Origin of the sequence: Yersinia sp. KBS0713 (assembly GCF_005937895.2) — a bacterium.
GTDB lineage: Bacteria > Pseudomonadota > Gammaproteobacteria > Enterobacterales > Enterobacteriaceae > Yersinia > Yersinia bercovieri.
This window is the reverse complement of the sequence record NZ_CP042173.1, coordinates 1,480,760-1,501,468: the sequence shown is the minus strand read 5'-3', so window position 1 is coordinate 1,501,468 and position 20,709 is coordinate 1,480,760. Positions and strand designations below refer to the sequence as shown.

The window sequence follows — 20,709 nt, the reverse complement described above, 5'->3', positions numbered from 1 at the left end:
GCGGCGTATAACAAGGAATAACCGCTTGGTTGCGGTGATTGAGATGAAAAAAAACCGCCTCAAAGAGGCGGTTCCATCAGCAAATAGCATTTACAGCTTATTCGCCCGGATTGCGGCTACGTCCGCGAGAGGACGGGCCTGCTGGACGGCGTTGACCATCAGCCTGGCTGCGCGGACGGCTGTTACGGCTATCGCCGCGACCTGCTGCACCACCACCATTTTGTGGACGACCCGCACTGCTACCACGGCCCATACCCGGACGTTGCGCACCACGGCCCTGACGACCATTTTGAATCGGATCAGCTTTAATGCTTGGGTCCGGCTCATAGCCATCCAGCGCAATACGTGGGATTTCACGTTTCAGTAAACGTTCGATATCACGCAGCAGTTTGTGCTCATCAACGCAAACCAGTGAAATCGCTTCACCGGTACGTTCCGCACGACCAGTACGGCCAATACGGTGCACGTAATCTTCTGGTACGTTCGGCAACTCATAGTTAACCACATGAGGTAACTGATCGATATCCAGACCACGTGCAGCGATATCAGTCGCTACCAGTACCCGGATTTTGCCGTCTTTAAAATCAGCCAGTGCACGAGTACGTGCGCCCTGACTCTTATTGCCGTGAATAGCAGCGGCAGTGATGCCATCTTTATTTAGCTGTTCAGCTAAATGGTTCGCGCCGTGCTTAGTGCGGTTAAACACCAATACTTGCTGCCAGTTACCTTCGCCAATCATCTGAGAGAGCAACTCACGTTTGCGGTTTTTATCCACAAAATGAACGCTTTGGGTGATTTGCTCAGAAGCCGTATTACGGCGCGCCACTTCAACCGAGACCGGATTGTGCAGCAGCTTGCTGGCCAAACCTTTAATCTCATCCGAGAAGGTGGCGGAGAACAGCAGATTCTGGCGTTTAGCTGGCAGTTTAGCCAATACACGACGGATATCGTGAATAAAGCCCATATCCAACATGCGGTCAGCTTCGTCCAGTACCAAAATCTCAATTTTGGAGAGGTCAACCGCGTTTTGATGTTCCAGATCCAGTAAGCGGCCTGGGGTGGCGACCAGGATATCGACGCCACCACGCAATTTCATCATCTGTGGGTTAATGCTAACGCCACCAAATACCACCAGCGAACGCAGCTTCAGGTATTTGCTGTAACTCTGTACGTTTTCGTCAATCTGCGCAGCCAGTTCACGAGTTGGCGTTAAAATCAACGCGCGCACCGGGCGACGACCTTTAATTGGTTCTTGGTTCTGGTTAAGCAGTTGTAACAGCGGCAAGGTGAAGCCCGCCGTTTTACCGGTACCGGTTTGTGCACTGGCCATTAAATCACGGCCTTCCAGTACCACAGGGATTGCCTGACGCTGTATTGGCGTCGGCACAAGATAGCCCTGCTCTTCAACAGCACGCAGGATGTCGGCGTTTAGGCCGAGAGAATCAAATGACATATTACGAGAAGCTCCAGATCTTCCCAATCCCGACGATATCGTCAGGTGCAGTTTCAAGGGAAGATTATCAGACGAGGCATGAATTGAGGCATTACCACGAGGATTGGCACAAACTGCAGTGCACCATTGCGGCTGATTATAACAGATGTTTAGCAATAAAAGGGATATTTACACGTTTATTCAGTTTTTTAATGCGACATACATCCAAAAAACTGACTTGTTACTGACTATTAATCCCGCTCTGCTCACAAAAATAGGGCTTTGACGCACCATAACTTTACAGACTCATAGAGTGATCCTAAAGTTAATCATATGATTGATTTATTATTTGGCTACCTATTAATAGTGGCGCAAATGGTATTGGTATAAAACCCGTTAACCGAGTAGGGAGCCTATGTCCCATTCCACCCCTCATGCTTTAACAACCTCTGTGTCAGTGACCAGCCGTGGTGAGCAGGCGCGCCAGCAATTGATTCAGGCAGCAACCGAACTATTCGGCGAGCTGGGGCTGAAAGGCGCGACGACACGAGATATTGCACAGCGGGCGGGTCAGAACATCGCCGCCATCACTTACTATTTCAACTCCAAAGAGGGGTTATATCTGGCGGTGGCTCAGCAAATTGCTGATTTTATTCAGCAGGCGTTTGCGCCATTAGCGCAGGAGATTAATCAATTCCTCCAGCGCCCCCCTCAGGATCAAACTGCCGAGCAACAGTTGCACTATATTCGCCGTGGATTACTGGAATTTAGCCATTTGATGACACAGCCAGAGACCTTAAATATAAGCAAAATCATGGCGCGCGAGCAACTTTCGCCCAGTGAGGCCTATCCGCTGATTCATGCTCAAGCCATTGCACCATTACACCAAAAATTGAACCTGCTACTGGCCGCATTCATTGGTGCTGATGCCAGCGCGACTAAAACCATTCTTCATACCCATGCATTGATTGGTGAGGTTTTAGCTTTTCGTATGGGGCGGGAGACAATCCGCCGACAAGCGGGTTGGCAGGAGATGGGGCCAGCTGAAATTGAGATGATTAATCAAGTGCTTATCGAACATATTGACCTGCTTCTTTACGGATTGCGGGCCAAGGCATCCAAGTGAAATCGCGACTGTTTTTTCATCAAGATCATGGCCGTGGTGATAAAAGCCAGTAACAGATAGGGAGCATTATGAATCGCAAGAAGATTATAGTGGCCGTTGTGATTGTCGCCCTGTTGGCGACGATGGGTTACGGATGGCGTTATTATCGTCAGCAACATGACTCATCATTGACCTTATACGGCAATGTGGATATCCGCACGGTGAATCTGGGCTTCCGGGTCGGCGGCCGTCTGGCATCGCTGGCGGTTGATGAGGGGGATGAACTCCAGCCGGGGCAACTGCTGGGGAAACTGGATGACGGCCCCTATCTCAATGCGCTCAAGCAGGCGCAAGCCAATGTGCAAAGTGCGCAGGCGCAGCTGGCGTTGCTAAAGGCGGGCTATCGCGACGAAGAGATAGCGCAGGTGAAATCTGAAGTTTCCCAACGTGAGGCTGCATTCAGCTACGCCGATAGCTTCCTGAAACGGCAGCAGGGGTTGTGGGCCAGCAAAGCGACCTCCGCTAACGAGCTGGAAAATGCCCGCACGGCGCGTAATCAGGCACAGGCCAATCTGCAAGCGTCGAAAGATAAGCTCGCTCAATATTTAAGTGGTAATCGTCCGCAGGAAATTGCTCAGGCGGAGGCCAATCTGGCCCAGGCTGAGGCTGAACTGGCCCAAGCCCAGCTCAATCTGCAAGACACCATCCTACTCTCCCCATCAGCAGGCACCGTGCTGACCCGGGCGGTTGAACCGGGAACCATTTTATCCGCCAGTAATACTGTCTTTACCCTCTCACTGACCGATCCGGTCTGGGTGCGCGCCTATGTCAGTGAGCGCAACTTAGATAGAGCTATCCCCGGTACACAGGTGGAAGTTTTTACCGATGGACGCCCGGACAAGCCTTATCACGGCAAGATAGGTTTCGTGTCGCCGACCGCCGAATTTACCCCTAAAAGTGTCGAAACGCCGGATTTGCGCACCGACCTGGTTTATCGCTTGCGAATTATCATCACAGACGCTGATGAGTCGCTACGACAAGGTATGCCGGTCACCGTCCGTTTTGCACAACCTTAAGGCGGCATAAGCTATGAATGGAATCCAGCATCTCATTACTCTGGATGGCGTTGAAAAGCGCTTCCCCGGACTGGATCATCCTGCTGTCGCCAGCCTGACGACCGAGATCCGCAGTGGCGCGGTCACCGGTTTAGTCGGGCCGGATGGCGCTGGTAAAACCACCTTGCTGCGTATGTTGGCCGGCTTACTCAAACCCAGCCAGGGCAAGATGACAGTAGTGGGCCTCGATCCGCTGGAAAACGATCGGCAGTTGCACTCAATTCTCGGCTATATGCCGCAGAAATTTGGTTTATATGAAGATCTCACGGTGATGGAGAACCTGACGCTATATGCCGATCTGCGCGGGGTGACCGGCGAACAGCGCCGCCAGACATTTGAACGCCTGCTGACCTTTACTGATTTGACCCGCTTTACTGAACGCTTAGCGGGCAAACTGTCCGGCGGGATGAAACAGAAGCTGGGCCTGGCCTGTACTCTGGTCGGTCAACCTAAAGTCCTGCTACTGGATGAGCCGGGAGTGGGGGTCGACCCCATCTCACGCCGCGAGTTATGGCGCATGGTACATGAGCTGGCGAGCGACGGTATGCTCATCCTCTGGAGCACCTCCTATTTGGATGAAGCGGAACAGTGCCGTGAAGTCTTGCTGCTGAATGAGGGTCAATTGCTGTATAGCGGTGCGCCGCAGAGTCTCACCCAGCGCATGAGTGGCCGGACAATTATGGTGGCCGCCCAAACGGGCACCCACCGCAAACTGTTGCAACACGCCCTCACCTTACCGCAGGTCAGTGACGGGGTGATTCAGGGGAGATATGTGCGACTGATCCTCAAGCCGGAGGTTGATCACCGCCAACTACTGCCCCTGCTCAATCAGCCCAATGCCGAGATGATGGAGGCTGAACCCCGCTTTGAAGATGCCTTTATCGACCTGTTGGGCGGTGGCCCAGCCAGTGAATCGGCACTGGCGAAAATCATGCCGAGAGTGGAAGGCGGCCATGATGAGACGGTGATTGAAGCCCAAGAGTTAACCAAAAAATTTGGTGATTTCGCCGCCACTGACCATGTGAATTTTAAGGTGAAGCGCGGTGAGATTTTCGGCCTACTCGGGCCAAATGGTGCCGGTAAATCGACCACTTTTAAGATGATGTGTGGCCTGCTAGTACCCAGTTCCGGTAATGCATTGGTGCTGGGGATGGATCTGAAAACCAGCTCCGGCAAGGCGCGACAACATTTGGGCTATATGGCGCAAAAATTCTCGCTGTACGGCAATCTGACAGTTGAACAAAATCTAAAATTTTTCTCTGGTGTTTATGGCCTGCGAGGCAAAACGCAGCGCGACAAAATAGCAGACATGACCTCAGCCTTTAATTTTACGCCGATTCTTAAGCAGACGCCGGACTCGCTACCACTGGGGTTTAAACAGCGGCTGGCGCTAGCCTGCGCCTTGATGCATGAGCCGGATATCTTGTTTCTTGATGAGCCAACATCAGGGGTCGACCCGCTAACTCGCCGCGAGTTCTGGTTGCATATCAATGGGATGGTCGATAAAGGGGTGACCGTCATGGTGACCACCCACTTTATGGATGAGGCGGAGTACTGCGACCGTATCGGGCTGGTTTACCGTGGCAAAATTATTGCGGCGGGCACACCGGATGAGCTAAAGCAGCAGGTGGCCACTGATGAAATTCTTAACCCATCAATGGAAGAGGCATTTATCGGGTTGGTTCAGCGCTATGACCAACAAAACGATCAGGAGCAATCGTCATGACCGAGCCACATCCATTACCAATAAATCAGTCGCCGACAAATAGCTCGTCGGTAAATGAGGGCGAAACTTATCAGGACACCGGGTTTTCCTGGCGTCGCCTGCGTGCCTTATGCCGGAAAGAGACCCGCCAAATTCTGCGTGACCCCAGCAGCGGGCTGATCGCCTTCGTCATCCCGCTGCTGCTGCTGTTTATTTTTGGCTATGGCATCAATCTGGACTCCAGCAAACTGCACGTCGGCATTTTAATGGAGCAGCAGAGCAAACCGGCGCAGGATCTGGCGAATGCCTTTGCCAGCTCGCCCTATATTACACCGCAAATCAGTGATAATCGTCCGGCACTGATTCAGGCGATGCAAGCGGGGAAAATTCGCGGCTTAATCGTCATTCCAAATGATTTTGCCGAGCAACTGGCGCGGCCAGAGAGTCAAGCGCCGATCCAGGTGATTACCGATGGCAGCGAGCCAAACACCGCCAACTTTGTGCAAGGCTACGCGCAAGGCGTGTGGCAACTCTGGCAGCAACAACAGGCGCAAAATTTAGGGCAAAAGAGTGATCCGCTGATTGAAGTTCAGGTTCGTTATTGGTTTAACCCCGCCGCCATCAGCCGACACTTTATTATTCCCGGCGCAATTACCATTATCATGACGGTCATTGGCGCAATTCTGACCTCACTGGTGATCGCCCGTGAATGGGAGCGCGGCACCATGGAGGCGCTGCTGTCGACTCAGGTCACGCGCAGCGAGTTACTGCTATCAAAACTTATCCCCTATTACGTCCTCGGCATGATAGCCATGACACTCTGCATGGTGGTGGCGGTGTTTATTCTGGGCGTGCCCTATCGCGGCTCACTGTGGATATTGTTTGTCATGACCAGCCTGTTTTTAGCCAGCACGCTGGGGATGGGGCTGCTGATTTCAACCATCACCCGCAATCAATTCAATGCGGCCATGGTGGCACTGAACGCCGCATTTCTGCCGGCGGTGATGCTATCGGGCTTTATTTTCGAAATTGATAGCATGCCTGCGATAGTGCGCGCTGTGACCTATATCATTCCTGCCCGCTACTTTGTCAGCAGCCTGCAAACCCTATTCCTGGCGGGAAATATCGCAACCGTGTTGGTGGTTAATCTCCTGTTTCTGATAGCCTCGGCAGCCGTGTTTATCGGCCTGACGGCATGGAAAACGCAGCGCAGATTAGATTAAGCATCGGTGAGATTAAAGGAAGGAAGCAAAATATGTTTCATCGCCTCTACACATTGATTATTAAAGAGTTACAGTCGCTATTACGCGAACCGCAAACCCGTGCGATATTAATCATGCCGGTGATATTACAGGTGATCTTATTCCCGTTCGCCGCCACTTTGGAAGTGACCAACGCCACTATCGCCATTTATAGCGAAGATAGCGGCAAAGCCTCGGTGGAACTCACCCAGCGCTTGGCGAAAGCCGAAGCATTTTCCCATGTGTTGCTGCTGCATAGCCCGCAAGAGATCCAACCGGTGATTGATAACCAGAAAGCGCTGCTGTTAATTCGCTTCCCGGAACAATTCAGTGCGGATTTGGCGAACGGTAAAACCACTCAGTTACAGTTAGTGCTGGATGGGCGCAACTCTAATAGTGCGCAGATTGCGGCGAACTACATTCAGCAAATCGTGCGTGATTACCAGCTAGAGCTAACCGCTGGCCAAATTAAGCCCAATAACAGTGAGTTAGTAATTCGAAATTGGTATAACCCAAATCTGGACTACAAATGGTTTGTAGTGCCGTCATTGATTGCGATGATAACTACCATCGGCGTACTGATTGTGACTGCACTCTCGGTAGCGCGTGAGCGCGAGCAAGGCACTCTGGAACAGTTGCTGGTTTCACCACTGACCACCTGGCAGATTTTTATTGGCAAGGCCGTTCCGGCGCTGATTGTTGCCGCCTTCCAGGCAAGTATCGTGTTGTTTATTGGCATCTTTTTCTACCAGATCCCGTTTGCCGGCTCACTGGCACTATTTTACGGCACCATGCTGCTCTATGGGCTGTCATTAGTGGGTTTTGGCTTGCTAATCTCATCACTGTGCTCCACTCAGCAGCAGGCATTTATCGGCGTGTTTGTGTTTATGATGCCGGCGATCCTACTTTCTGGTTATGTCTCGCCAGTAGAGAACATGCCAGTTTGGCTACAAAACATCACTTGGATCAATCCTATTCGCCACTTTACTGATATCACCAAACAGATTTATCTCAAGGATGCCAGTTTCGATATTATCTGGCACAGTTTGTGGCCGCTGTTGGTGATCACCGCCACGACGGGGAGTGCGGCTTATGGGATGTTTAGGCGGAAAATAGCCTAAGGGATTAAGTTTAGTTGGCAGGGGATCAGATCTGGTTTCAGTTGATATTCGGCCCAAACAAAAAGGACACCAGATTGGTGTCCTTCAGACTACTGACAAAACCCGATGACGCGATCTGGAACGGAGAGGACGGATAGAAGAGTAAAGCGTCCGCGCCAAGGATGGCGCGGCTCGAGCCTCCAGGGATGGATTGACGGCGTCTTTACGATCTAGCTGTTCTCTCCGCAACCGGCACTTTATCAATAACCTCGTGTCCTTCTTCAAAACCTCAAGCCACCAGCTTAAGCTGGCGACGTCCTATTAACGACGGTTGCCGAAAATCCGCAACAACATCAGGAACAGGTTGATAAAATCAAGATACAGGGTCAATGCGCCGACGATAGAGTATTTGCGGAAGCTATCTTTATCGTTAGCATCTAGCTGTGCACCCATATTTTTCAGCTTCTGGGTGTCATACGCGGTCAAGCCAACAAACACCAACACGCCGATATAGGTCACAGCCCACATTAAGGCTGGGCTTTTCAGCCAGATATTAACAACCGATGCCAGAACGATACCGATCAGACCCATAAACAGCATGCTGCCCATGCCGCTCAAATCGCGCTTGGTGGTGTAACCGTAGAAGCTCATCGCGCCAAACATACCCGCACAAATGATAAAGGTGCTGGCAATGGAGGCACCGGTATACATGATCAATACACTCGAGAGTGTAAGACCCGTTAACGCGGAATAGAGCATAAACAAGCTGGTTGCCATCGAACCACTCAGGCGATTAACCATGCCAGAAATCACAAACACCAAACCTAACTGAGCAATAATCAGCCCAAAAAAGGTGATTTGGCTAGAGAAGATAAAGTTAAGTACCGCAGGGGTATTCGCTGCGTACCAGGCGACAACCGCCGTTAATAACAGACCACAGGTCATCCAGCCGTATACCTGCGCCATATATGCCTGAATGCCAGTGTTGGCACGTTCGACAATAGAACCATTAGAGCGTGGATAGCGATCCATGGTAGTTACCTTATGCATATAAATAATGAAACAGGCTATCAACTGACAGCCCACCGACTCTTTTAGGTTACCACAGAACCACCCTAAACAAGGGAGTAAAAATAGGCATTTAGCACTGATCTTTACATGGGTTTACGTACCATTTACCAACGCTTAGCGGCCGCATGATCACTGTCCCGCGATTCAACCCAACGCTCACCCTGCGCAGTAGCTTCCCGTTTCCAAAAAGGCGCACGCGTTTTAAGGTAATCCATAATGAATTCAGCCGCATCAAACGCCATGCCACGATGAGCACTGGTCACGCCGACAAAGACGATTTCATCACCGGGAAATAGCGGCCCGACGCGGTGGATCACGGCGACCCGCTGTAAGGCCCAACGGCTACGAGCCTCGGTAATAATCTCAGCCAGCGCTCTCTCGGTCATGCCGGGGTAGTGTTCCAGCGTCAATGCACTGACACTCTCACCCAAATTGTGGTTGCGCACTTTGCCGGTAAAGGTCACAACGGCACCATCTTCATCACACTGCGATAACCAATGATATTCATCGCCGACGTTAAACGCTTCTGGCCCAACGTAGATTCGGGTGTGATCCATCATCAACCCCCGGTTACCGGTGGGAAGAAAGCCACTTCATCACCCGCCACCAGTGGATGCTGGGCGCTAACTAATGATTGATTGACCGCCGTGAGCAACTTGCCCTCTTCAAGTGCTAACTGCCAGCGTTCACCTCGTTGACACAGCGACTGTCGCAGGGCTTCGACTGTGGGAAACTCCGCGGCCAGTTGCAGGCGGTCAGTGCCCACCAATTCACGTACTTGAGCAAAAAAGAGGATCTGAATCATGGGTTCACCTTAAAATCACCGGACTTCCCGCCACTTTTCGCCAGCAGGCGAACCGGGCCAATTATCATATCTTTTTGTACCGCTTTGCACATATCGTAAATGGTCAGCGCCGCCACTGAAGCCGCCGTCAGGGCCTCCATTTCGACCCCAGTTTTGCCGGTCAGGCGGCAGCAGGACTCAATACGCACCCGGTTGTGCTCTGGCTGCGCTTCCAGTTGAACCTCCACTTTGGTCAGCAGTAGCGGATGACACAGAGGGATCAGTTCCCAAGTGCGCTTAGCGGCTTGGATGCCGGCAATTCGTGCCGTGGCAAACACGTCACCTTTGTGGTGGCTACCCTCAATAATCATGGCCAGGGTCGCCGCCTGCATCTCAACAAAAGCTTCCGCCCGCGCTTCGCGCACGGTTTCGGCTTTAGCGGACACATCCACCATGTGGGCTTCGCCTGCGGCGTTGATGTGGGTCAGTTGTGTCATAAGTCAATCCTTCGTGCTGACGTTTTAGGGCATTAGCCGCCAATAAACGATAAGTTCTGCGTAATGCCGCTGTTGCCCTGATGCAAAAAGTGGGTCTGTTTTTTGGTTTGCAGTGCACTCTGAATCCGTGCCATCAACTCATCTTGCTGATCGTCGCTACCCAGCAGATCACGCAGCGTAATGCCCTGTTCGCCAAATAAGCATAGATGCAGATTCCCCAGCGCTGAAACACGCAAGCGGTTACAACTGGCGCAGAACTCTTTTTCGTACGGCATAATCAGCCCCACTTCCCCTAAGTAATCAGGGTGATGGAATACCTGAGCCGGGCCATCACTGCGCGCGCGCTCTTTCTGCTGCCAACCTTGCTGGAGTAATTGCTGGCGAATGACGCCACCGGAGATATGATGTTTGCGGAACAGATTACCGCCCTCGCCGGTTTCCATCAGTTCAATAAATCGTAGTTGGATCGGTCGCGGTTTTATCCAATTCAGGAAGGCGCTCAAATTGCGATCATTGACATCGCGCATCAACACCGCATTGATTTTGACTTTGTCAAAACCGGCCTCAAAAGCCGCATCAATGCCTTGCATGACTTGATGAAATTTATCTTGCCCAGTGATGGCATGAAATTGCCGTGGGTCGAGGCTATCGACACTGACGTTAATCGCCGTCAGCCCAGCTTGCCGCCATTGTGCGGCATCACGCGCTAAACGATAACCATTGGTGGTCACCGCTAATGTGCGGATCGCGGGATTTTGCCGGATAGTGGCGATAATATCGGTAAAATCACGCCGCATAGAGGGTTCACCACCGGTCAGGCGGATTTTTTCCGTTCCCAACAGAGCAAAGGCGCGGCTAACGCGGCTTATCTCGTCAAGGTTCAGAAAACTTTTTAGCCCGTCGGGGCGATAGCCATCGGGCAGACAGTAGGTGCAGCGAAAGTTGCACACGTCGGTGATCGATAGGCGCAAATAATAGAACTTGCGCGCAAATGCGTCAGTAAGTTGTACCATAACACCTTTCCAAATACGGGAGATGCAGGCATTTCTACCTCGCACCCTGGTGGCTTAAAGCCACGGCCAGAGCATCATATTGCCGGTAAACGAAAAACGTATTCGCGACACCGGACAACGTAGACACCAAGGCTAGGAGTTTATGTTCAGTCGCAGTTTGTGCACTGTACTGAACCATGGTTTTAAAAAGTGGAGTCAATAACAGCAGCAACAGGCTAAAAACCCCACTTTTCCTCAAGATTCTAACGCTAAAACGACAGGATAGCCAATCGCAGTTTTTCGCTATATATTTTTATATACAACGACTTAGCTAATACAACTCACGGTGATTGATAATTATTTTACTGACGGCTAATACCTTGTTTAAAATCACGAAAATCATGACTTTTATCGCGTTGTCGCGACAAATCCGTTAACTTATGCAGCAATTCCACCATTAGCGATACCCAATAGATTTCAAGGTGCATAAAGGCACCTACAATTGAAAAGATGGCAGGTATCCGTAATTAGAACCAAGCAACAATATTTAGACAGGAAAAATATGCGAAATCGCACATTAGCGGATCTCGATCGGGTGGTTGCATTAGGCGGCGGTCATGGACTGGGCCGCGTGATGTCAGCCCTCTCCCCTTTAGGCTCGCGCCTGACAGGTATTGTTACCACCACCGATAATGGCGGTTCGACCGGGCGCATACGCCGTTCAGAAGGCGGAATTGCCTGGGGCGATACCCGAAACTGCCTTAATCAATTGATTACTGAGCCAAGTGTAGCCTCTGCCATGTTCGAATACCGATTTACTGGTAATGGTGAATTGGCGGGCCACAATCTGGGAAATCTAATGCTCAAGGCACTGGATCATCTTAGTATTCGGCCAATTGAAGCCATCAATCTGGTACGTAGCTTGCTGAAAGTGGATGCCTGGCTCATCCCAATGTCCGAACACCCGGTAGATTTGCTGGCTATCGATAGTGAAGGACACCCGGTTTATGGTGAGGTGAATATCGACCAGTTAGCTCAGATGCCGCAAGAGATGCTGTTGTCACCTCATGTCCACGCGACGCGGGAGGCAATCGAAGCCATTGGTCAGGCAGATGTCATTCTGATCGGCCCCGGCAGCTTTTTAACCAGCCTGATGCCACTGCTGCTGCTGGATGATTTAACCCAAGCTTTACGCCGCAGCTCTGCCAGTATGATCTATATTGGCAATTTGGGACGCGAACTAAGTGTGGCGGCGGCGGCGCTCTCACTGCAAGAAAAACTGGCTATTATGGAGAGCAAAATTGGCCGCAAAATTATTGATGCGGCAATTGTCAGCCCACAGATTGATATCAGTGGCGTAACAGATCGAATTATTGTCCAGCAACCGCTGGAAGCTAAAGATATTCCTTATCGCCATGACCGCGAGCTACTGCGTCTGGCACTGGAAGCCACTTTGCAACAACTGGGTGGTACTGCTTCCACCTAGAATGAGCTAAGAGCGTGACTCCCTGGATTTAGCCTGCAACGCCGCATTATCAATGGTATGGATATAGAGTGCTTCCACTTTAGCCCGTGCCCATGGGGTACGGCGCAAAAACTTCAGGCTAGATTTAATGCTGGGATCACTGGTGAAACAGTTGATCTGGATACGGTATCCCAGCTCCTCCCAGCCATAGTGCTCCACCAATTTGGTCAGCAATTGCTCCAGCGTAATACCGTGCAGCGGGTCTTTGGATAAGTGATCACTCATTATTTATCTCACACTTTATTAGGTGACAATTTTATCAGCCGCACACAGTAATCAGGATTGGCTGATGCGACAAGCAAAATTCCCGATTAATCACCCGTTCCCTTAGCGAGCTAAGTTCATCAGGAGATGGCGATAAACTGTTGCCGCAATTGATGAACTTGATCACGTAGTTCTGCCGCCTGCTCAAACTCCAGATTCTGCGCGTAAGTGTACATTTTGGCTTCCAACTCGCGGATTTTCTGATCCAGTGCTTTCGGTGGTAATGACATGTAATTATTAGGATCTGCCGCTTTACCACCCCGCCCTTTCCCTTTACCACGGGTAGAGGGTTGACCCAGTTGTAGCAGGTCACCAATTTTCTTATTAAGCCCCTGCGGAATAATGCCACGCTCTTCATTGTAAGCTTGTTGTTTAGCGCGCCGCCGCTCCGTTTCACTAATGGCTTTTTCCATCGAGGCGGTAATTCGGTCACCATAGAGAATGGCTTTACCATTGAGGTTACGTGCCGCGCGGCCAATGGTCTGGATTAAGGAGCGTTCAGAGCGCAGGAAACCCTCTTTATCGGCGTCGAGAATAGCAACCAGTGAAACTTCTGGCATATCCAGCCCCTCCCGCAGCAAGTTGATGCCCACCAGCACATCAAACTCACCCAGACGTAAATCACGAATAATCTCTACCCGCTCCACGGTATCGATATCCGAATGCAGGTAACGCACCCGTGCACCATGCTCGGTGAGATACTCAGTCAGATCCTCAGCCATTCGTTTGGTCAAGGTGGTCACCAGCACCCGCTCATTAATCGCAGCACGAATACGGATCTCGGATAACAGATCATCTACTTGCGTGGCGACAGGCCGTACTTCAATCAATGGGTCAAGCAGGCCGGTCGGCCGCACCACTTGCTCAATGATATCACCACCGGACTTCTCCAGTTCATACTTGCCCGGCGTTGCTGAAACATAAATAGTTTGTGGTGCCGAGGCCTCGAACTCTTCAAAACGCATCGGGCGGTTATCCAGTGCCGATGGCAACCGGAATCCATACTCGACCAGTGTCTCTTTACGTGAACGGTCACCTTTGTACATGCCGCCAATTTGCGGAATAGTCACGTGGGACTCATCGACAATCAGCAAACCATCGGCGGGCAGATAGTCGAATAGCGTCGGCGGCGGCTCACCCGGGCCGCGCCCCGAAAGGTAGCGGGAGTAGTTTTCGATGCCGGAGCAATAGCCCAACTCATTCATCATTTCGAGGTCAAACTGAGTCCGCTGAGCAATGCGCTGCTCTTCTAACAGTTTATTGTTGTCTAACAGTACCTTACGCCGTTCAGCCAGTTCGACTTTGATCTCTTCCATGGCCTGTAAAATGCGCTCTCTTGGGGTCACATAGTGCGTTTTCGGATAAACCGTAAAACGTGGCACCTCATGCTGCAACTGGCCGGTCAGTGGATCAAATATCGAGAGCCGTTCAACCTCTTCATCGAACAATTCAACCCGCAGCGCCCACTCATCAGACTCGGCAGGGAAGATGTCGATAACCTCACCACGCACTCGAAAAGTACCCCGTTGAAACACTTGATCATTACGGCTGTATTGCAACTCTGATAAGCGGCGTAATATTGAGCGCTGATCGATAATCATGCCCTTGGTCAGATGCAGCATCATTTTCAGGTATAAATCGGGGTCACCCAAACCATAAATGGCGGAGACCGAGGCCACCACAATCACATCTCGCCGCTCCAGCAGTGCTTTGGTGGCGGACAGCCGCATTTGCTCGATATGTTCGTTTACCGAGGCGTCTTTTTCGATAAAGGTGTCGGAGCTGGGGACGTAGGCTTCGGGTTGATAATAATCATAGTAGGAGACGAAATACTCTACCGCGTTATCGGGGAAAAACTCTTTCATCTCGCCATAAAGCTGGGCGGCCAATGTCTTATTCGGTGCCAGCACCATAGTTGGCCGATTTAAGTCAGCAATGACATTGGCGACCGTAAAGGTTTTACCTGATCCCGTCACCCCTAACAGTGTCTGGTGGGCCAGACCATTCTCCAGCCCCTCCTCCAGTTTACGAATGGCATCAGGTTGATCGCCCGCAGGCTTAAACTCAGAATGTAGTTTGAATGCTTTATTCATCAATTTGCTACCCGCCGGAGGAACACACACTATCAGGAGGCTAATTATGAAAGCCCCATAAAATTTTGCCACCCCTATGATACTGGATATAAAACCAGCTTCAAGCACCAAAATGTAGGAATTTCTTTAATTACGCACCGAATTGCTTCGTGACAGCGACACCCAGACGGTAGCTGCACTGTAAAGGTATTTTTATCCCCAAGGGTTAACAGAAACACTTTAGTGATAGTTAATTGATTAAAGACCACCCATCACCACTGATTATAATTTAGGATGCTTGATTTTAATTAACCAATTGAAAATAAATAGTATTTTTTAAAAGTAGAGAATCCGGACAACAGGGTCAGAAGCCGCGCCCGCTCTCGCTTGCCATCAGTTTTCTATGGCTAATGCACAAGGTTATCCACAGGAATGGTGGATAACTCATTCAACCCCATGGGGGCTGGGAGTTGGCGAAAAGCAAAGCTTCACGATGAAATAGGGACTAATTAGCTTTTTTAGTGTTTTTTTTACATTTTTATTTCAGCATATATTTCAAATAGAACTAACTACTCGACTTACTAAGTCTAAAGTTTCCTCCTCTGCGCTCCCTGCGCCAATCATTTTCACCGATCTGTTTTTTCTGCACCAAGATCTCCATCAGAGCACCGCTTGGGTGCAACTCATCCGCCACTCACCGCCTTTTTCTCACCGGTTAAATGACTTTCACTTATCGCCCCACGTCAAAACCATTTACAGCTCGTTAACATACGCGTTTTACCGCTATCTACGCCAACTTGGCCCAAGAGTTGCTTTATATCTCTGTGAAATAGAGAAATTAGAGGTTAAATGACCTAAATCGGTGCAGCGCATCAATAGGCTGATAATTATCCAATAGGCGGGGTGATTAGCAGTAGAAATAGCCCGTTATTGCGTTTTTATACCGCTATTAGCCAAATTTAGCTCAATTTACACTAACAACCACCCGCCATAAGTGTGGTGTTTTATGCTGTACTGCCACTATCAAGTATGCAGATTTGCTGGTTAATCCTTCACTAGCCGTTACAGAACACTGGGCCACCTGTGAACCACTGAGATCGACTGAGGAGAAGCACTGATGCTGAGTTTAACCGCCGTAAATCAATACTATGGACAGAATCATATCCTTTGGGATATCAATCTGGAGCTTCCCCGTGGGCAATGCACCTGTCTGATTGGGCGCAATGGTGTCGGGAAGACCACGTTAATTAATTGCATCATGGGCCATTTGCCAATTAAGAGTGGCACTATGACTTGGCAGCCCAACCATGAGCCGCCGCAAAACTTGCTACAGCAGCCGGTCGAGGGGCGCACTGCGCTGGGTATCGGTTATGTTCCTCAAGGGCAGCAGATTTTTTCTCAATTGAGTGTCGAGGAGAACATGCTGATCGCCGTGTTGGCGGGCCGTCATAAGTCGCGCCATATTCCAGGCTGGGTATTTGATTTGTTCCCCCAGTTGTATGACAAACGTGGCCAACGCGGTGGCGAACTCACCCGCAATCAACAACAGCAGTTGGCTATCGCCAGAGCGCTGGTGGCGGAGCCGGAGCTACTGATCCTCGACGAACCGGGGAGCGGCACTTTGCCGCCGTTGAGTGAAGATATCGGCAATATCCTGCATCAACTCAGTCGTAGCCTGGGTTTGACCGTTTTATTGGTTGAGCATCGATTACCACTGATTCAGCATGTGGCGGATCGATTTTGCCTGATGGCGGGCGGGAGAAATGTGGCGCAAGGGACTTTGGATCAGTTGGATGAGGATATGATTATTGAGCATTTGGCCAGTTGATGCAGCCCAGCGCAGCAACTCATCAGGCCGACCGCGGCGATGGCGCCGCAAAAATTATCGGGCTAATAGTGGTTATTAGCCCTCAGACTGCTGGCAAAGTTGATAAGCGGGGAAATGTGCCGAATGGGTCGTAACGGCGTGAACCGTCGGAGCGCCCATCGGTGCAGTCGCCCCGCCAGTTTCGGAGTGACAAAATAGGTGTGTCATCAACCTCCCTTTTATCAGTTCGCACTTACGCCGTTAACTTATCTGTGGTGGAGTGTAAGTCTGTGGTGAAGAGTAAGCTCAAGTCGAGAAAGCCACCCAGATCACGACGTTCAGTGACCGGATACTGATTAAGATCAGTCAGATGGGGGACAACACCCAGTAGCGGTGCATCGATCATCCGCGTCAATGTCGCCAGATACTCTGCTTGCCGCCCTCCTGCTGGCATGACCTCATTGGCGACCCAACCGGCCAGAGCCAAACCCGCTTGCCGAATAGCCAACGCAGTCAGCAGTGCATGATTGATGCATCCCAGCTTGATCCCAACCACCATAATCACCGGCAATTGCTCCTGCTGCACCCAATCAGCAAAAGTGGCTTGCGCGGAGAGTGGGGTAAACCAGCCGCCAGCCCCCTCTACCACTATCCAGTCAGCTAATGGTTCAAGCTGCCGTAAGCCTTGCGATAGGGCAGATAAATGAATCTGCTGCCCTTCACTTTCGCTGGCAATATGTGGCGAGGTAGCTTCCAGTAGCGTCAGCGGGTTGACTTGCACATAATCGAGCGCCTCACTGCTATTCGCCTGTAGTGCCAGCGCATCACTGTTACGTAAACCAGCCGCCGTCATCTGGCTACCGGAAGCGACCGGCTTATAGCCAGCAGTTCGATGGCCCTGCCGGGCGGCGGCTTGCAATAAGGCGCAACTGGCGACCGTCTTACCGACATCAGTATCAGTGCCAGTAATAAACCAAGATTTAATCACGATAGATAACCCCATAAACTAAATGGTAACTCAGCGGGTAGTGATCCGCTTGCCTGTTATAAGCCCGTTGCAGCCCCAGCAGACGTTGACGACCACTCAAGCCGGCCTCACGCCCCTGATGTAAATGGGTAGCGCCAATACCTTGTAGCGAGCGCATAAGGGCTATCACATCTGGAAATTGTTGCTGATATAACTGTGGTATCAGCTGATGGCGGTACTCCAGACAAGCGGCGCTAATCTGCTGAAATGGCAGGAAATCATTGACGTGGCGCTTGCCATCCACCTGTTGCCACGCCTGCCCCAACTCATCAAGTGAACCTTCCGCCAGGGTAGAGAAGAGGATAATGCCACCACGACGCGTAACGCGATACAGCTGTGCCAATGCCACCGATAAATCCGCGCACCACTGCACCGCCAGATTACTGAAGCAGATATCAACTGATTGATCTGGCAGCGGAATATGCTCAATATCCGCCAGTAAATAGTGGTCTGCGACCTGCTGTTGGCGCGCGTGATCCAACATGCCCGCGGCAAGATCCAGCGCAATGACCTGCTTGCCCAGCTCACGCCAGCGGCGACTGAAATGACCGGTGCCACATCCTGCATCCAGCACCGCCACCCCGCTATGCTGATGACCCAGCGCCAGCAGGGTCTCCCCCGTTTGGCGCTGTAAATCGGCTGCCGTGTCATAACTGCCCGCTGCCCGACTAAATGCAGCGGCAATCGCGGATTTATCCACTGATGCTGACGGCAGATTTTCAGTGGCAAGCGCCATAAAGCACCTCCAGTAATCGGTCGATATCATCCGGCTGATGCGCGGCGCTAAGGGTAATGCGCAATCTGGCCCCGCCCGGCGGGACAGTGGGTGGGCGAATTGCCGTCACCCATAAACCGGCCGCGCGCAATTGCTGTGCCAGTGCCACTGTTTGCCGGTTATCCCCCACCAATAGCGGTTGGATAGCGGTGTCTGAAGCCCCTAATGACAGAGGTAAATCCGCCGCACCGCGACGAAATTGTGCGATACGTTGCTGAAGCTGTTGGCGTAGATCATCACCTTGCTGAATGCGTAATAGTGCCGCTTGCAGAGCAACGGCCTGCGCAGGGGGCATCGCCGTGCTGTAGATCAGGTGGCGGGCATATTGCAGCAGATATTCAGCCACCGGCTCCTGACACAACACCGCGGCGCCACTAAGGCCAAATGCCTTGCCAAAGGTCACCACCAGCAGCTCGGGTTTCACCCCTTGTAACGCGCAGCTGCCACGCCCCCCCTCGCCATGCACACCAATGCCGTGCGCATCATCCACCATCAGCCAGCCCCCTGCGGCGGCGCTGTGTTGCTGTAACGCGGCCAGCGGCGCGCAGTCACCGTCCATGCTAAAAACGCCTTCGGTGACCACCAGAGTCTGGCCGCAACAGGGCTTGCTCAGCAGCTTTTGCAGTGAATCCGGCTGATTATGCGCAAAACGCCGCAACTGAGCCGGCGAGTGCGTAGCCGCCTCCAGTAGCGAGGCGTGGCTGAGTTTATCGGCCAATATGCGGTCATCGGCATTGGTTAGGGCCGCCAATACCGCCTGATTCGCCCCATAGCCGGAGATAAAGAGCAGTGCACGCGGGTAACCCAGCCAATCGGCCAGTTGTTGCTCCAATCGGGCATGGGGCTGGCTGTAACCGGTCACATGGCCCGAGCCACCACTGCCAACCCCGTAGCGCTGTGCGCCCTGCTGCCAGGCGGCAATCACCGAGGCATCCTGGCTGAGTCCCAGATAATCATTACCCGCGAAGTTGAGATATTGCCGCTCGCCGGACTGCAACCAGCGCCCGTTAGCCCCATCATTGACCTGACGGCTGCGGTAGGCCGCCGCAGCACGCCGCTGTTGCAACCCTTGCTCTATCTTGCTTTGCCAGCTCATTACACCGCCGCGTTATAAAATTGAACGCGGTCTTCAGGTGATGAATCGCTGTGCAACAATTGCTCGGTCAATACTTGCTGCTGCTCGCGATCCCCTTGCTCAGTGGCGGTCTGTTGGGGATTCAGCCCCAATTTGCGGAACAGTTGCCTATCTTTATCCTCTTCTGGATTCGGTGTGGTAAGCAATTTGCAGCCGTAGAAAATGGAGTTGGCACCCGCCATAAAGCACATGGCTTGTGTCTGTTCGTTCATCTGCTCGCGGCCAGCTGAGAGCCGGACGTAAGAGGTGGGCATCATGATGCGCGCCACCGCGATGGCGCGGATAAACTCAAACGCATCGACATCATCGTTATTTTCCAGCGGCGTGCCTTTCACTTTGACCAGCATATTGATGGGGACACTTTCAGGGGGCTTGGGCAGATTCGCTAGCTGCACCAGCAATCCGGCGCGGTCACGGACTGTCTCCCCCAGTCCAAGGATGCCGCCGGAACAGACTTTGATACCGGCATCGCGTACTTCGCTGAGGGTATCCAAACGCTCCTGATAGCTGCGGGTGGTGATGATGCTGCCGTAGAATTCCGGTGAGGTATCGAGATTGTGGTTGTAGTAATCCAACCCTGCATCTGCCAGACGGTGAGCTTGCTGTTTATCCAGTGTGCCGAGTGTCATGCAAGTTTCCATGCCCATCGCCTTGACGCCCTCAACCATTTTCTCCAGATAAGGCATGTCGCGCTCATGGGGATTTTTCCACGCAGCCCCCATACAGAAGCGGGTGGAGCCGGCCGCTTTGGCCTTTTTAGCGGACGCCAACACTTGCTCAACCTGCATCAGCCGTTCGCTCTCCAGCCCGGTTTTGTAACGCGAGCTTTGTGGGCAATATTTGCAATCTTCCGGGCAGGCACCGGTTTTAATCGAGAGTAAGGTACTGACTTGCACCTGGCGGGGATCAAAATGCTGACGATGGATCTGCTGAGCTTCAAACAGTAAATCCAGCAGCGGTTTCTCAAACAGGGCCTGGGCTTGCCCGACTGTCCAGCGGATATAATTTGCCATTACGGCTTCTCCAAAGAAGAGAAAAAAGTGTCGTCAGTGTAAATAAACT

At 51.8% G+C, this 20,709-nt stretch carries 19 protein-coding genes and 1 riboswitch; of the genes, 7 read left to right on the top strand and 12 right to left on the bottom strand.

Annotated features, from left to right (window positions below; all coding sequences use genetic code 11):
• Nucleotides 1-97: 97 nt before the first annotated feature.
• Nucleotides 98-1,453, bottom strand: coding sequence for an ATP-dependent RNA helicase RhlE (rhlE, locus tag FFE93_RS07010; RefSeq protein WP_005274375.1), 1,356 nt, complete (start codon nucleotides 1,451-1,453; stop codon nucleotides 98-100).
• A gap of 394 nt (nucleotides 1,454-1,847) precedes the next feature.
• Here rhlE and cecR point away from each other — a divergent pair, with 394 nt between their 5' ends.
• From cecR to FFE93_RS06985, 5 genes are all read left to right on the top strand, one after another.
• Complete coding sequence (gene cecR / locus FFE93_RS07005; RefSeq protein ID WP_032897926.1) at nucleotides 1,848-2,558, top strand: transcriptional regulator CecR; 711 nt, start codon at nucleotides 1,848-1,850, stop codon at nucleotides 2,556-2,558.
• A gap of 68 nt (nucleotides 2,559-2,626) precedes the next feature.
• Complete coding sequence (gene hlyD, locus FFE93_RS07000; protein WP_032897925.1) at nucleotides 2,627-3,613, top strand: secretion protein HlyD; 987 nt, start codon at nucleotides 2,627-2,629, stop codon at nucleotides 3,611-3,613.
• A gap of 13 nt (nucleotides 3,614-3,626) precedes the next feature.
• Entirely contained in the window at nucleotides 3,627-5,378 is a 1,752-nt protein-coding gene (locus FFE93_RS06995; RefSeq protein WP_057648492.1) for an ATP-binding cassette domain-containing protein, read from the top strand.
• The gene (locus tag FFE93_RS06990) at nucleotides 5,375-6,580 is read left to right on the top strand and encodes an ABC transporter permease (RefSeq protein ID WP_138774949.1); all 1,206 of its coding nucleotides are present in this window, start codon (nucleotides 5,375-5,377) and stop codon (nucleotides 6,578-6,580) included. Before FFE93_RS06995 ends, FFE93_RS06990 begins: the two co-directional genes overlap by 4 nt.
• A gap of 32 nt (nucleotides 6,581-6,612) precedes the next feature.
• Entirely contained in the window at nucleotides 6,613-7,719 is a 1,107-nt protein-coding gene (locus FFE93_RS06985; RefSeq protein WP_005274364.1) for an ABC transporter permease, read from the top strand.
• Between the two features lie 300 nt (nucleotides 7,720-8,019).
• Here FFE93_RS06985 and FFE93_RS06980 read toward each other — a convergent pair whose 3' ends face one another.
• The 5 genes from FFE93_RS06980 to moaA all read right to left on the bottom strand — a co-directional run bounded on the left by FFE93_RS06980 (nucleotide 8,020) and on the right by moaA (nucleotide 11,063).
• Complete coding sequence (locus tag FFE93_RS06980; protein WP_005276770.1) at nucleotides 8,020-8,730, bottom strand: Bax inhibitor-1 family protein; 711 nt, start codon at nucleotides 8,728-8,730, stop codon at nucleotides 8,020-8,022.
• Between the two features lie 143 nt (nucleotides 8,731-8,873).
• The gene (gene moaE / locus FFE93_RS06975; RefSeq protein ID WP_032898401.1) at nucleotides 8,874-9,326 is read right to left on the bottom strand and encodes a molybdopterin synthase catalytic subunit MoaE; all 453 of its coding nucleotides are present in this window, start codon (nucleotides 9,324-9,326) and stop codon (nucleotides 8,874-8,876) included.
• 2 nt (nucleotides 9,327-9,328) lie between these two features.
• On the bottom strand, nucleotides 9,329-9,574 hold the full coding sequence (gene moaD / locus FFE93_RS06970) for a molybdopterin synthase sulfur carrier subunit (RefSeq protein WP_032898400.1): 246 nt from the start codon (nucleotides 9,572-9,574) through the stop codon (nucleotides 9,329-9,331).
• Nucleotides 9,571-10,050 carry a cyclic pyranopterin monophosphate synthase MoaC gene (gene moaC / locus FFE93_RS06965; protein ID WP_005276766.1) on the bottom strand — a complete coding sequence of 160 codons (480 nt, stop codon included), beginning with the start codon at nucleotides 10,048-10,050 and terminating at the stop codon, nucleotides 9,571-9,573. Before moaC ends, moaD begins: the two co-directional genes overlap by 4 nt.
• 32 nt (nucleotides 10,051-10,082) lie before the next feature.
• Nucleotides 10,083-11,063, bottom strand: coding sequence for a GTP 3',8-cyclase MoaA (gene moaA / locus FFE93_RS06960; protein WP_032898399.1), 981 nt, complete (start codon nucleotides 11,061-11,063; stop codon nucleotides 10,083-10,085).
• Nucleotides 11,050-11,214: riboswitch (molybdenum cofactor riboswitch) on the bottom strand. (Overlaps the previous gene by 14 nt.)
• Nucleotides 11,215-11,604: 390 nt before the next feature.
• Between moaA and yvcK the strand changes: the two genes are divergently transcribed.
• Entirely contained in the window at nucleotides 11,605-12,528 is a 924-nt protein-coding gene (yvcK, locus tag FFE93_RS06955; RefSeq protein WP_005276760.1) for a uridine diphosphate-N-acetylglucosamine-binding protein YvcK, read from the top strand.
• A gap of 6 nt (nucleotides 12,529-12,534) precedes the next feature.
• Here the strand turns inward: yvcK and FFE93_RS06950 are convergent, their stop codons facing one another.
• Together FFE93_RS06950 and uvrB are read right to left on the bottom strand one after the other, a co-directional pair.
• Nucleotides 12,535-12,792, bottom strand: a complete 258-nt coding sequence (locus FFE93_RS06950; RefSeq protein WP_005276758.1) for a VF530 family DNA-binding protein — start codon at nucleotides 12,790-12,792, stop codon at nucleotides 12,535-12,537.
• Nucleotides 12,793-12,911: 119 nt separating this feature from the next.
• Nucleotides 12,912-14,924, bottom strand: coding sequence for an excinuclease ABC subunit UvrB (gene uvrB / locus FFE93_RS06945; protein ID WP_049601583.1), 2,013 nt, complete (start codon nucleotides 14,922-14,924; stop codon nucleotides 12,912-12,914).
• 1,096 nt (nucleotides 14,925-16,020) lie between these two features.
• Between uvrB and FFE93_RS06940 the strand changes: the two genes are divergently transcribed.
• Complete coding sequence (locus FFE93_RS06940; protein WP_005276754.1) at nucleotides 16,021-16,731, top strand: ABC transporter ATP-binding protein; 711 nt, start codon at nucleotides 16,021-16,023, stop codon at nucleotides 16,729-16,731.
• A gap of 232 nt (nucleotides 16,732-16,963) precedes the next feature.
• Here the strand turns inward: FFE93_RS06940 and bioD are convergent, their stop codons facing one another.
• The 4 genes from bioD to bioB are packed head-to-tail and all read right to left on the bottom strand — an operon-like array spanning nucleotide 16,964 to nucleotide 20,660.
• Entirely contained in the window at nucleotides 16,964-17,698 is a 735-nt protein-coding gene (gene bioD / locus FFE93_RS06935; protein ID WP_057648496.1) for a dethiobiotin synthase, read from the bottom strand.
• Nucleotides 17,691-18,473 carry a malonyl-ACP O-methyltransferase BioC gene (bioC, locus tag FFE93_RS06930; protein WP_049601586.1) on the bottom strand — a complete coding sequence of 261 codons (783 nt, stop codon included), beginning with the start codon at nucleotides 18,471-18,473 and terminating at the stop codon, nucleotides 17,691-17,693. Before bioC ends, bioD begins: the two co-directional genes overlap by 8 nt.
• Complete coding sequence (gene bioF, locus FFE93_RS06925; protein WP_138774948.1) at nucleotides 18,457-19,608, bottom strand: 8-amino-7-oxononanoate synthase; 1,152 nt, start codon at nucleotides 19,606-19,608, stop codon at nucleotides 18,457-18,459. Before bioF ends, bioC begins: the two co-directional genes overlap by 17 nt.
• On the bottom strand, nucleotides 19,608-20,660 hold the full coding sequence (gene bioB / locus FFE93_RS06920) for a biotin synthase BioB (RefSeq protein ID WP_032898396.1): 1,053 nt from the start codon (nucleotides 20,658-20,660) through the stop codon (nucleotides 19,608-19,610). Before bioB ends, bioF begins: the two co-directional genes overlap by 1 nt.
• Between the last annotated feature and the right edge of the window lie 49 nt (nucleotides 20,661-20,709).